Consider the following 12975-nt stretch of genomic DNA (forward strand, 5'->3'; position numbering starts at 1 on the left):
CGTGACGCGATCGAGTGGACGCACGAGTGACCAGAAAGCGGGTTTTTCGCGAAAAGACGCGTTGCAACCCCCAGATCCAGTAAAAAACCCGCTTTCTGTAGTCCTAGTGCATAAGTCTTGGACTATTGGCTAGTGACTAACCCCTAAGGACTAATAACTTTTGCCTTCGGTTTTATACCTTAAAGCAGTGGTGAGAAGGCCACAAATTGTTACAATGTCTTTACAATGCTTCACAGGTCTGAGTTTTATGGATGTCAAGACGGTATCGCCAGCCTCCCCGCTAACTTACTCAAATTCAGGGACTCACGCTGCACTCGGGAATCTCAAAGAGGTAGAAACAGTTCCCCTGCAAGCTGTACAAGTAGAACTAGAGACAGTGGCGGTCACTCCCGAACCGCTCAAATCAGCCAGAGACATAGCTTATGAGTTGGCAGGAGATGCTGTGCGCTACGATCCAGTGGCGATCGCAGCGCTGTACCGAAATCGCCCCCTGCAAGTCTGGGGACGGCTGTCGAGCGTTCTTTGGACATTTTTTAGCTTTGCCCTCAGTGTGTGGTGGGACGGCAAAAGAGGCAAAACCGCCAGCAACGAAAAGCGTCGCGCCGCCAGACTGCGAGAAATTCTCAGCCAACTCGGCCCCGCTTTCATCAAAATAGGACAAGCACTCTCAACACGGCCCGACTTAGTACCGCCCGCATATTTAGAAGAACTAACAACGCTGCAAGACCAATTGCCAGCATTTCCTAACGAAGTAGCATATCAATTCATCCAAGAAGAATTGGGCGCCCACCCCAAAGACATCTACGCAGAAATCACCCCCGATCCGATCGCCGCAGCTTCTCTCGGACAAGTCTACAAAGGCAAACTCAAAACCGGGGAAACAGTCGCAATCAAAGTGCAGCGACCAGATTTAGCCGAGAACATCGGCTTAGATATCTACATCCTGCGGCGCGTTGCAGTTTGGGCACAAAACAACTTCAAAATAATTCGCAGCGACCTCGCAAGCATTATGGACGAGTTGGGCGAGCGCATTTACGAAGAAATGGACTACACCCACGAAGGTCAAAATGCCGAACGGTTTGCCCAACTATACGGCCACATCAAAGACATTTACGTTCCCAGCATCTACTGGGAATATACCCGCCGCCGCGTCTTAACAATGGAGTGGATCACCGGCGTCAAACTGACTAATTTAGAAGCAGTTAAAGCTCAAGGAATCGACGCTCCTTACTTAATAGAAGTGGGGGTGCAGTGTTCTCTCAGACAACTGCTAGAACACGGTTTCTTTCACGCTGACCCGCATCCCGGCAATCTTTTGGCAACTCCTGACGGTCAGTTGGCTTATCTCGATTTCGGGATGATGAGCGAAGTTAAACCTTATCAGCGATACGGCTTGTTAGAAGCTGTGGTGCATTTGGTGAACCGCGACTTTGAAGGTTTAGCAAAAGATTACGTGAAGTTGGAGTTTTTAACGCCAGACACCGATTTAACGCCAATTATTCCAGCTTTGGCCAGCGTGTTTAACAATGCTTTGGGTGCTAGCGTTGCCGAACTAAATTTCAAAAGCATTACTGACGAGCTTTCGGCGGTGATGTACGAATATCCTTTCCGAGTTCCAGCTTACTATGCTTTGATTATTCGATCGCTCGTCACCTTAGAAGGGATTGCCATTAATGTCGATCCAGAATTCAAAGTGCTGAGCAAAGCTTATCCTTACGTAGCAAAACGGCTGTTGAGCGACCCCGCACCGGAACTGAGAGCATCCCTGCAAGACTTGCTGTTCAAACAAGGGGAATTCCGCTGGAACCGCTTAGAAAACTTGCTCAAAAATGCCCGCGAGAGCGATGATTACGATGTCAGCAAAATCTTGAACCAAGCATTAGAATATTTATTTTCCGAAAGAGGAGATTTCATTCGCGATCGTATTGTCCTCGAATTAGTCAAAAGTCTCGACACACTTTCCAGCAACGCCTTTGCTAACGCCAAAGCAGTCGTCGGCGAATGGTTTGGAGTCAAGGCAAATCAACCAGTGGTTTCACCAACTGAACAAAAAAACTTAGAACACATCAAGCGGATTTGGGATATTTTGCAATCAACTCCCGGTTTTGACACGATGAAAGTATTGCAGCTTCTTCCGCAGTTGTTGGTGAAACCGGAAGTGCAGAATATGGGCCAGAAAGTAGTCGGCGGTTTAGCTCAAAGAGCAGTTGCTAGGGTAATTCGCGAGTTTTTGCTTTCCCAGGAACCGGCAGCAATTCCTGAGAATGGAAGCTACCCTAAAACTTCGCCTCAGTTGTCTTTACCTGCTGCGAAGTAGTTTGATTGGGCGTTTTTTTGACCGCCGATATTAGCAGATAAACACAGATGAACGCAGATGAAATTTCGTCTGCGTTCTTTTAATTAAGCTTGAATCCTTTAGCGGCTAATTGCTGGCGGAGACTCTGAATCATTACGCGATCGAGAGTATTTTCACCACTATTGGTACTAGATTGGCGCTGTTGTTCAATATATGCTGTACGCTTTTGAGATAAGTCGCGGATCGTCTTTTTAATCGCTTCTCTTTCGGTTTTCTTTCCTGCAACATATGCTCTTTTTTCTGTTAGCGTCATCCCTCGCATGATTTCTGGTAAATTATCATCTGATATTGCCTCTAGTTTAACTGTTCCGTTTTCGAGAGCGTCCAGCAAGTCCCAAGAAGCATTATCATAGTATTCAGAAGCTTTGGACGCACTACGCAAAACCGTATTGCTGCCAGCATTACTATCTTCAACTGCTTGACGTTGTTGTCCTATTCTTCCTTCTCTACCGTAAGGAATGTAGGTTTGATTGAGTTTAGTATTCCAAGTAGAAATTTCGTCGTCGTAAGGGGACTTAATTACCACAATTTGTTGGTTTTGATTAATGTTGAAGCTACTGCCTTTTGCTAAATCTGCTCCTGATGCCCAAAGTTGTCGCTCCTGACTTTCGGCTGAACCACAGTAGATTGTATTAACGAGTGTATCTCCTTTGACAGCGAGATTGACAGATTGATTCCAAACTATTGGGCCTTGATCGAATGGTTCATTACCCGCAATAAAAATCACGCGAAAATCTTCCTGATTTTTACTCCAGTTTAATTCTTGCATTGCTGAACGAATTACCCAGCCAGCATATTCTTGACCGCCGTTGGTTTTGATACTAAATAGCTTTTCGGAAACTAAATCTAATTCAGGAGTAAACCCAGTTAATAATCTCACAAAACCTTCCGAGGATGGTAAGCTGTCATTACCATAATGGTAAAGAGCCACCTCTAACTCTGGTACTTCGCCATCTTTGGTTACTTTAGTTAAAAAATTAACAATTTGCCAAAGTTGAGTACGAGTCTGGTCAATCAATCCATCCATGCTATTACTAGAATCTAAAAGGATCGCGATCTGAATTTTTGCTTTTGCGAAAGCTGCTGTGGGAGAACACAAGATACTTAGGGTTAAAGCTGTAGTGAATAAAATTCTAGTTAGTTTCTGCATGGAATTTTTTGATTTGCTTATAGACAGGACTGACGCACTCAATAGCTGTGTGGCAAGGGTTTGAGCCCCTTCGCAACCAAGAGCGAATGACAGCATTACGTTTTCCCAATTATAGTCATTCCAAAATAAATTTAATGACTGATGTCAAGTAACTTGTAACAAGATTTTACATTTGTGATTAATTCAGTCAGTCCTAGACGCAAAAAACCCGTTTCTCCGAAAAATCCTGGATTGATTCGAGATCTATTGACGTAGAAACCAGGTTTTTGGCTCGGTGTGCGTCCAGAACTGACTTAAATAAAAATATCTACAAACCAAAATCCGGTTTCTGCAATAAACCTGGTTTTTATGTATTCGATAGATGTCAACTTATATAGGATTACTTTGAGCGAGGCATGACAATCATCTTCTTTTTGTTGTAGCCCCAAAATTTTGTTACCGCCTTGAGCATACAAAAAGACCAAAAGCTTTTTTAACATTAATTTTTGGACTGCTAAAGCCTGAATTATTCGTCCACATTCATTGATAAATATAATTTTATTTTACCACATTTTTAAATAAGCTGATTGATAGCTTAATTAGTATTCCAGGTCTAAAAGTTAGAAGTAGTAGCCACGATATTGTCCTCGCGTAGTAGATACAAAGTGTGCTGAAAATTGACAAAGTGACTCTATCGGCAAGCCCGATCGCACTTTTGTCCTCTGTAGCCGTCATAAATCCGTCATTTACCCAAACAGAAATGATCGCACTTTTGGATAACTCTCAACAAGTGCGATCGCACTTCACAATTTCTCTTCTGTTTACTTATCAGGGTGATCTCGGTGGTTTTATGCGAAACTCTATAGATTGTTGGGTAACGTTTTACAAATACTGGTGAAAGTAGGGAATAACCAGTGTTTTCGGGCTTTAAGGGCGATAGGGTGGGCAGAAACCAGGTTTTTTCCGAAATACTTCGTTACAGACCATAAAAATCGCAAAAAACCCGGTTTTTTGGTTTGGATGCGTCCAAGACTATAGCATTTAAGGGCGATCGACCTTACAGCCTTAACGATGTCGCCACTTTAGGGCTGATGACCGAATTTTACGGCAATTTGCCGCAGCCAATTAAAGCTGAAGCGGTCAGAAAAGCTCAACTGGCAATGATCCACAAACAAATTTTAGTAAAAGACGGTCAATTGCGGGGAGATCAAGGCGCGATCGACCTTACTCAATCGGCACAAGTAGCAAATTCAGATTTATCTCATCCGAAGTTTTGGGCCGGATTCACAATCATTGGCAGTCCTTGGTAATAGGCGATATCTGTAGGGAAACGGCACGGCGTCTTGTCCGGCGCGATATCTGTAGGGAAACGGCACAGCGCCTTGTCCGGCGCGGAGAGTAACGACGACTACTATCTTTTTATGTCATAAATTTGCTATGAAGAGGACAACTCAACTCTAGTGGAGCAAAACCAGTGGGCAATTTTGATAAAATATTCAATTCTGAAGACAAATCCAAAGCAAGCTTTACTCCAGAGGAATCGCTAGCAGCGGTAGCACTTGTCGCAGCGTCGGCAAATTCCCCTGACACAGATGCTGATATCTTAGAAAGCATACTTTGGGAATCAGAAATATTTGCTGAATACTCGGAAGATGATATGTCAGCAATGTTTCAAAGACTCTCAGGTATTGCTACTCAAGACGGTTTAGGAGCATTATTTAATGCTGCTTGGGAGTCACTACCAGATGAGTTAGTTTTAGATACTTTTGCAATAACCGCAGCAATGTTTGTCGCAGATGGCGAAGTGCCTGACAAGCACAAGGGTTTTCTCCAGGAATTCCAGCAAGCATTAGGTGTGGAAGACGAGGAAGCTGCGGAAATTATTGAGGATGTAATTGTTGCATACTCTCAAGAAGATGTCGAAGTGTCTGATGTAGAAGGGGAATTGTACGTATCTCCTGAAGGCAATTTTAGCGTCCCCATTCCAGTTGACGAGCAACGAGGCGGTAGAATTGATGAGGAAGAAGGCTCTGTTGCATTTTCTGACGACTTTGGTGTTTTGTTAAAAATTGATTATTTCCCTATTGCGGGTGAAGTGGAAGAAACAATCGAGTCGGTTGGCGAGGAAGCTTATCTCAAGTCTTTTTTAGACAATTTTGTTTCTCAGGCAATTATTGCTAATATTGCCAAATCTAAGTTACTTCATTCGGAATATTTAGAAGATGAAGAAGCTTATTTCGCGGTTGTTGATTTGCCTGCGGGTGCAACTATGAGCGTGCAGAAAAACCAGCGCCCGGCTACTCGGCTGGATGCTTACCGGGGACTTATGGCTTTTATCGCTGACGATTTTTGCTACACGGTAAGCTGTCAGCGAATTTATCAGGAGGGGGATGAATTGGGTTCCCTTGAGTCTGAAGTTGAGGGAATTTTGAACAAGATTTTCGAGTTTATTCAGACTATCGAATTCTCGGCACTCGCATAAACAGGACTTATTTAGGGGCTAAAAACCCGGTTTCTTTCTAGATGTCTTGCTACTCAACCCCATATTTTCATAGAAACTGGGTTTTTTTGCTAACCATCCTCAGAATATTACATCGTGTCCTGTCGATCGACCAAAATCAAACTGGTTTCTAGTGAGGACTTGAGTCCTCATGAAACTGAGGACTCAAGTCCTCACTACTTGCCCGATCACGGTTATTTTACCGCACTGCTAGATATTAGAGGTTTTTTACAATAAAATAGTGCGATCTAGAACAGGCTTATTTGAGCCTTTCTCGATCGCACTTCCAGATACATTCAGTCAACCGCAGTCGAGAGACAGCAGCAATTAGCCGCCATTTTCGACTAATTAGTAGTCTGAGCTTCCACCAATCTTTGCTTGAGCTCTTCCAGAGCGCTCGCCCAGCGCGGATCTGGCTGCACCGAGCCGGAATCGGCGTTCGGCACCGCTGCTGCTGACTGATTGCGACGAGACTTGTTGTTGTCACCCCGACGGCGATTGCTTTTACTAGGGCCTCCACCACCTTGGGCAGGGGCAGCATCCCGCTGCTGTGGCACAGGCACAGGCACAGGCTGCGACGCCGACACCAACTGCGGTGACTGCGACGACGACTGCTGCTGATCTTCTTCGCCTTTCTCAGATTTACCCTTAGAGCGGGGCAGTGCCTTCTCTATTTTCAGCGGGTTTTCTTTGAACATCAAGCCGTTGTATTTCTCAATAACTTGGTCGGCTTGTTCGTCGGTTAGCACCGTCACAAAACCGAATCCTCTGCATTTTCCAGTTTTGCGGTCTGTAATTACCTTTGTGGTAACAGATTCGCCCTCCGGTGCAAAAACTTCTTGCAATTCTTGGCGATCGAGTTCCTTCGGTAGATTGCCAACATAAAGACGAATAGACATGAAAAATTCCTCCCGACTTGGATTTTAATTAATTTGCTCGAACAGAATTCCCTGAAGTCAACTGAATATTGACTTCAGGGAAACACCACATAACCCGAGAATTTGCACATTCCTCCCACCAACCTTGACATATCCCCCCACCTTTTAGAACAAAAAGATGATTTACTCTGATAAGGCAGGAACTTAACCGCCGATGCAGAGAGCTTTTAAATCTCAGGTTGTTGTGTAAACTTTTAGTCATCACTCAAATGTTGAGGCTATTGGCTATTCTCTATTACTTGCTTCCGGTTTTGATTCAGAATGTTTATAGCCAGGGCCGTGTAGAAATTTATGTCCAAGGATGTGTCAATTGCCAGCGATCGGAATGCCAGTATTCAGTTTAATACAGTGATGGATAAAATGGCTAACATTTTTTCAGCCAGTAATCTTACCTCGTTCCTAATCTCGCTCCTAATGCTGAGAACTACTCACTTACCCGCTATCCCTTAAATCAGACCCGGCAGAGTCCGAGCATTCTTTAAAGGTATCACAGCCTTGGTAACAGAGCTAGTTATTTAGGAAGATTTCAGTCTGAATTTAACGGAAACCACATCTGAATCACTTTTGAGAATTCATCCCGCACAGCAAAAATAGCTGTCGAAAAAAAACAGCCGACAAGCGGCTGGCTGTACTTGCTGTGTTGGGATGTTGACAATTTTTACGCAATGCCTTAGTGGGTTTTAGCCAACTGAAGTTATTGCGCTATTTGGTTCAATCCTGTTTATGTAAACTAACGTAACAGATTGCTGGTAAAAAAGCAACTTTTCTTTACGAAGGAAGAAGGAAGAGGGAAAAAGGAAGAAGGAAGAAGAGTGTAGGGTGTGCACCGCGCACCGAGAACATTGGGTAGGGTGCGCCACCAGCACCGAAAACATCGTTAGCGAAGCCCTCGTAGAGGATCGCCCATCCGCTGTTTAACTCAAAACCGATCGAGCCTGCGCGTTGTTCGCGACTCGCGCGGCAATCCGATCGCTATTCCTCACCTTGGGCCCTGGATAATGATGTATGCGCCCCAAAAAGCAGCAGCAAAAGCCAAAATCGCAGACCAAATCGGATGTCCGCTGTCACTAACTTTCCCTCCTTGACTGCGGAGACTTTCGAGGTCGATCGCCACAGTAGCACCCCGGCGCAGCCAACCAGTCGCCACAACAGATTTTCCGATCAAATCGCTGGGGCGAGTCGCTTTCGGCCATAAAGAGCCAATGTAGCCAAACCTCGAAACATAATGCAACCTCACCAAACCCGTCGCCGTCTGCAAAATCAAATCTTGTCCCAGCCAATTATCTATACCCGATCGACCCAAAAGTTGCCCCTCCAGCCGCACCGGTTCAGCATCCAGCGGCAAACTCTCGGGATTTGACAAAATTTCCGGCAAACTCGGCGAAGCAGTTTCTCGCGGTGTAATGTCAGGGAAAAAATAATTGATCCGCATCAAAGTACCGATGCTAAATCCGATCGGCAAACAGCCCCAAATAATCGATCGATCGCCCCAAAGCCAATCCAACTGCCAAATACTCGTCCTTGAAAAAATCCCCCCAATCAGCCAAAGCACCCCGACTATCGCCAAACTCATCGGAATTCCAAAAAACGGCGCACCCTGTAAAAATAGTTTTGAGTCTTTAAATTCGAGTATTGACTTAAACAGAGACAATTTTCCTTTCCTGGGTTGTTCTTGCACTCCCGCGTTTGCCAAATCTAACTCTGTCTCTAGCTTCCAGAATTGAGCATAGAGGGCCAACAACTTCAAACGCTCTCCCAGCAAAGGATGCGCGCTGTTAACCGTCAACCAGTTGCGATCGCGATTGCTGACATCCCACAGCAAAATCTGTTCCAGCGGCGCGTGTAATGCAGCAGAACCAAGGGTTACAGCTTGTCCAACACCTACGGGTAACAATAGATCGAAACTTTCGAGGAAAAAGCTAGTTTGTTTTTGCTGTTCGATATTATCAGCAATGCCGATCGCAATTTTACCTAGTGCCCGCGTCAAACCGTTAGGATTGCCCGTAATTTCCGCAGCAGTGCGATCGCTAAAATATACTCGTCGGCGCGACAGCCACAACATCGGCCAGCGCAACAACTTATAAATCCCGTAACTAATAGCAGAAATTGCAGCGGCCACAAATTTGACAGCAGAACGCAAAAACTCGATCGTCATTAAATCGCACAACCGCTCTTGCCATTGCGCCACCTGCCAATAAATCAAGTAAGGAATCTGAATCACCAGCAGCGCCAGCGACATCGGCGCAAAATCCCAGTAAGAGATATGGCCCAACTCCCGCGCGAAAATAGTAGCAATTTCATCATCAGTCAATTGTTCCAACAGCCCCCGACTCACAGCAATCCGAGCAAAACGGGGCAAACATCCGTAACTGAAAGCTACAGGAACATTCAGCGGCAAGAGTTTCAGCACCGGCACCGGCATATTTTGCTTGGTACAAAAACTTCGCAGTACCCGACTAGCTTCCTTGCTGTGCTTCGATAAAACTGACCCGCGCAGGGTTTCGATGCCGCAAAACAGTTTCAGCAGCGCGTCTATCAGCCACGGAGAGGACGCTAAAAGCAATCCAAAAACCATCTGAACAAAGGGAGTTGGATCTCGGTAAAAAAGCTGAATTGGCGCGAAAATAGGCAGTCTAGTGAATATGTAAAGCTGAACCAATAGAGAATTAGTGTTTGTCAGCAGGAATTGCAGGACAAACCGGGCTAGGAAAAATAGGGCGATCGCACTTGCAACAGCTTGCAGCCGAAACTCCAGCAACTTCAGCGGTTTGAGGGGGCGCGGGCTTTTGGCGCGCCCTGCTTCGCGCCAAGTGAGTTGGTAAGTATCTGGGCTGGCGACTCCGGGGATATCTGTTGGGGAACCGGAACTATTTTCGCCGCTAATTTCTGTATCGGGTGCGGTTTCGGTCGAGTTTTCCGGTTCAGAAGTCGGGCGTTTGGGGGGTGGAGGTAGCGGGGAAATATGTTGCGATTTGGCGTTTCCAGGCGCGGCAGCAGGCTCTAAAGGTAAAAATCCTGTTTTTTTATCTGCGGTCGGTCGATCGCCCCCTGGCGTTTTTTTCGGCGATTTTGTTCCTGCATCAAAGGCGACAAAGCCTGTTTCGGGGGGAGTTTCTGCGGATTTTGGTTTATTTGCCGGTGGTTTTGGGGGGCGAGGGGGGGTTAATTCTGTTAAAGCGCGATCGGCCCAAGTTTTGACTTGAGAGTTGGGACTTTTGGCGAGGGAAGAGCACAGGGCGATCGCCTTTTTCAGATTACCGGTTGCTTTGTACGCAGCCACCAATCCCATCTGCGCGCGGATTCCCGACGGCCCATTGGCGGCGGTTTGGGTAACGGATTCTAAAAGGGCGATCGCTGTGGGGTAATCCTGCTGTTTCAAAGCTGCTAGCCCAGCCTCTAGAGACTGTTTTGCAGATGAATCCGCCGGATTTGGATTAGTGGGAGGTGCCATGACTGTGCTTTCGCTAGCGTCCTTTCTAAGATAGCTTTGCTGGTCGATCGATTACGGTTTTAACACAGCTCTATTTCTCTGTCACCAGTTGTTGCAGTTTCTTCGGCGGTTGAAACCGCTTAATAGTCAAACTTTCGTCCGCTGGGAGTGGCCGAAAGTTGCGATCGGGCAGGAGTTTAAACTCCTGCCTCAAAGCTAAAGTCTTCGCTATGAAGACTGAAGATTTATGCTAAATCCGGGTTAAATACTTCCTCGATCTCTTAGTCTATTAGAGAGAAACTAAAGTTTGTGGACACGAGATTTCAATCACCGAGCCCATCTAATTTTTGCTTATAATTAAATTAACACCTCACCCGTACATTTATGCCAATTGACGACGAAGATTTTGAAAGCGAATCTATTAGCGGCGATCGCAAACTGGAACTTTTTACCGACAGATACGAATTTACCCGCCGATTTGCCTTTTATTTAAACGAAGACCCCGCGCGCCAACAAATTTTGTATTTTTACGGAGATGGAGGCAACGGCAAGTCTTTGCTGCTACAACACTTGCAGTTTCACTGCTGCAAAAGATTTTCGCCGCAGGTGTGGAAACAATTGCACGACATCCCCGAATCACAAGCCGCCCAAGTTGCTGATTTTGTCCGCTATGCTGAACCTAAGACCTACACTCCCATACCCGCAGTCAGACACGATTTCGGATTGATACCGATTAAAGAAGATAAACCGCAAGATAGATTTTACGGCTTGCTGATGCTGCGCCGAAATCTGGCAGCAGCCACTAAGAAATATAAATTTAAATTTCCAAATTATGACTTTGCTTGCTTTTGGTATTTGCTGAACAAAGGCGAATCACAGGCAACTCTCAACCAACTTTTCCCCGATGATGTGGCGGAATTGGTGGTACCTATAATTGAAACTTTTGCAGATTTTCCGGTGGTGGCGCAAGCTGTAGCGGTGCTCAAAGGGATAGATAAATTGGGCGGGATTAAGCGGGCGATGAAATTAATTCAAAATCGCTTGGGCGTCAGCGATGAAAAGGCGGAGGAAATTCGCCGTCTAGATATTGATACTGAGTTAACCGACTATTTGCCGAAATTGTTTGCTGGGGATTTGAATGCGACAATGGCTGGCAAAAATAAACCCGATCGCCTCGTGATGCTGTTCGATACTCACGAGAAAATGTGGGATGAAAAACGCAATTCTCAAGGCGCAACTTTTTGGTATCAAGATGAGTGGTTTCGGCGGTTGTTGAGGGCATTGGATTACAAATTGGGGATTGTAGTTGTTGTGGCGGGGCGAGAGTGTCCGGTGACGCAATTGCGGTGGCCGAATGCGTCAAGGTTTCCGATTCCCGCAGATTATATAGATGCACAATTGGTGTGGCATTTGTCGCCGGATGATGCGAGGGATTACTTGCACAAAGTGAAGATTGACAAGGCAGATTTGGCAGATGCTGTAATTAAATATGCCAGCGTCAATCCCGCTGATAATTGGGAGAATTTGCAGGTACATCCGTTTTATTTGGGTTTGTGCGCGGATGCGGTGCTGGCAGAAAGAAGGCGGGGAATTGAGTTGATGTCGTCGGATTTTGCGCGGATTCCGAAGTTGGAAAACAAGACTGCGGAATTAACAGATCGGTTGCTGAGTTATGTCGATCGAGAAGTGCGATCGGCCGTGCATTCGCTGAGTGCTGGTCGCGCTTTTGATGAGGATTTGTACGTAAAATTGGGATCTGGTTGCCACTTCCATGCAAGCAGTGCAAATTTTGAGATGTTGACGGGTTTTTCCTTTGTGTGGAAATCGCAGAAGCGGGGGGATAACTGGTATCGGATTCACGATTTATTGCGGCGTTTGGATGCCGATCGGGATCATCCGAAAACTCGCAGAGCTCATGAGGTTTTAGAGGGGCATTATCGAGAAGTGGGGAATGCGGCGGAGGCAATTTTTCATGCTAATCGCTTGGATTGGCAGCGGGGTGTAGAAGAATGGAAAGAGGTGTTTGATGAAGCTTTGGAAAAGAGTCGCTATAAGGAATGCGAGGCTCTGCTGGAAGTTAGAAATGAGTTGTGGATTAAAAGTGATTATTGGCTCGGTAGAATTTCGAGATCGGAGGGAGATTACTATGCTGATTTGGCTCGATATGTAGAGGCCAAACAAGAATATTTAGAGGCAGTTGCGGCTTATAATTCGGCTTTACTTATTGCACCGGATGATATCAATGCTCTCACCAACAAAGGAAATGCGGTGCGATGTCTGGGTTATTTGCAAGCACAGCTAAGTGAATTTGAGGCGGCCAAACAGTTTTACTTTGAGGCGATAGCAGCCTATAATTCTGCTTTACTTATTGCACCGGATTATATCAATGCTGTCAACAACAAAGGGAATGCGCTGCAAAGTCTGGGTAAATTGCAAGCAGAGCTCAGTGAATTTGAGGCAGCAAAACAGTCTTACTGTGAGGCGATCGCTGCCTGTAATTCTGCTTTACTTATTGCACCGGATTATATCTGTGCTCTCAACAGCAAAGGGATTGCGCTACTACGTCTGGGTGAATTACAAGCAAAGCTAAGTGAATTTGAGGCGGCAAAACAGTCTTACTGT

Annotated in this window: 8 protein-coding genes; 5 read left to right on the forward strand and 3 right to left on the reverse strand. The window is 45.7% G+C overall.

Going from position 1 to position 12975, the window contains the following annotated elements:
• Window positions 1-247: 247 nt before the first annotated feature.
• Window positions 248-2317, forward strand: coding sequence for an ABC1 kinase family protein (locus tag E5S67_RS12245; protein ID WP_172187500.1), 2070 nt, complete (start codon window positions 248-250; stop codon window positions 2315-2317).
• Window positions 2318-2396: 79 nt separating this feature from the next.
• Here the strand turns inward: E5S67_RS12245 and E5S67_RS12250 are convergent, their stop codons facing one another.
• Window positions 2397-3506 (reverse strand): vWA domain-containing protein, encoded by a 1110-nt coding sequence (locus E5S67_RS12250; RefSeq protein ID WP_172187480.1) that lies wholly within the window; start codon window positions 3504-3506, stop codon window positions 2397-2399.
• Window positions 3507-4170: 664 nt separating this feature from the next.
• On the opposite strand from E5S67_RS12250, the gene E5S67_RS12255 reads away from it, so the two are divergent.
• The 3 genes from E5S67_RS12255 to E5S67_RS12265 all read left to right on the forward strand — a co-directional run bounded on the left by E5S67_RS12255 (window position 4171) and on the right by E5S67_RS12265 (window position 5967).
• Window positions 4171-4383, forward strand: coding sequence for a hypothetical protein (locus tag E5S67_RS12255; RefSeq protein WP_216670385.1), 213 nt, complete (start codon window positions 4171-4173; stop codon window positions 4381-4383).
• A gap of 118 nt (window positions 4384-4501) precedes the next feature.
• On the forward strand, window positions 4502-4795 hold the full coding sequence (locus E5S67_RS12260; RefSeq protein ID WP_172187484.1) for a CHAT domain-containing protein: 294 nt from the start codon (window positions 4502-4504) through the stop codon (window positions 4793-4795).
• Between the two features lie 164 nt (window positions 4796-4959).
• Window positions 4960-5967 (forward strand): tellurite resistance TerB family protein, encoded by a 1008-nt coding sequence (locus E5S67_RS12265; protein ID WP_172187486.1) that lies wholly within the window; start codon window positions 4960-4962, stop codon window positions 5965-5967.
• 362 nt (window positions 5968-6329) lie between these two features.
• Here E5S67_RS12265 and E5S67_RS12270 read toward each other — a convergent pair whose 3' ends face one another.
• Both E5S67_RS12270 and E5S67_RS12275 read right to left on the reverse strand, forming a co-directional pair.
• Window positions 6330-6884 carry an RNA recognition motif domain-containing protein gene (locus tag E5S67_RS12270; protein ID WP_172187488.1) on the reverse strand — a complete coding sequence of 185 codons (555 nt, stop codon included), beginning with the start codon at window positions 6882-6884 and terminating at the stop codon, window positions 6330-6332.
• Between the two features lie 1018 nt (window positions 6885-7902).
• On the reverse strand, window positions 7903-10374 hold the full coding sequence (locus E5S67_RS12275; protein WP_172187490.1) for a zinc metalloprotease HtpX: 2472 nt from the start codon (window positions 10372-10374) through the stop codon (window positions 7903-7905).
• Between the two features lie 363 nt (window positions 10375-10737).
• Here E5S67_RS12275 and E5S67_RS12280 point away from each other — a divergent pair.
• A partial coding sequence (locus tag E5S67_RS12280) for a tetratricopeptide repeat protein (RefSeq protein ID WP_172187492.1) occupies window positions 10738-12975 on the forward strand: 2238 nt, incomplete at its 3' end.

It is taken from the genome of Microcoleus asticus IPMA8 (assembly GCF_013179805.1).
GTDB lineage: Bacteria > Cyanobacteriota > Cyanobacteriia > Cyanobacteriales > Microcoleaceae > Microcoleus > Microcoleus asticus.

Excerpts from the sequence above, each read along its gene's own strand:
- E5S67_RS12270 (WP_172187488.1), bottom strand. The coding sequence starts at position 6,884 with ATGTCTATTCGTCTTTATGTTGGCAATCTACCGAAGGAACTCGATCGC.
- E5S67_RS12275 (WP_172187490.1), bottom strand. The coding sequence starts at position 10,374 with ATGGCACCTCCCACTAATCCAAATCCGGCGGATTCATCTGCAAAACAG.
- E5S67_RS12250 (WP_172187480.1), bottom strand. The coding sequence starts at position 3,506 with ATGCAGAAACTAACTAGAATTTTATTCACTACAGCTTTAACCCTAAGT.
- E5S67_RS12245 (WP_172187500.1), top strand. The coding sequence starts at position 248 with ATGGATGTCAAGACGGTATCGCCAGCCTCCCCGCTAACTTACTCAAAT.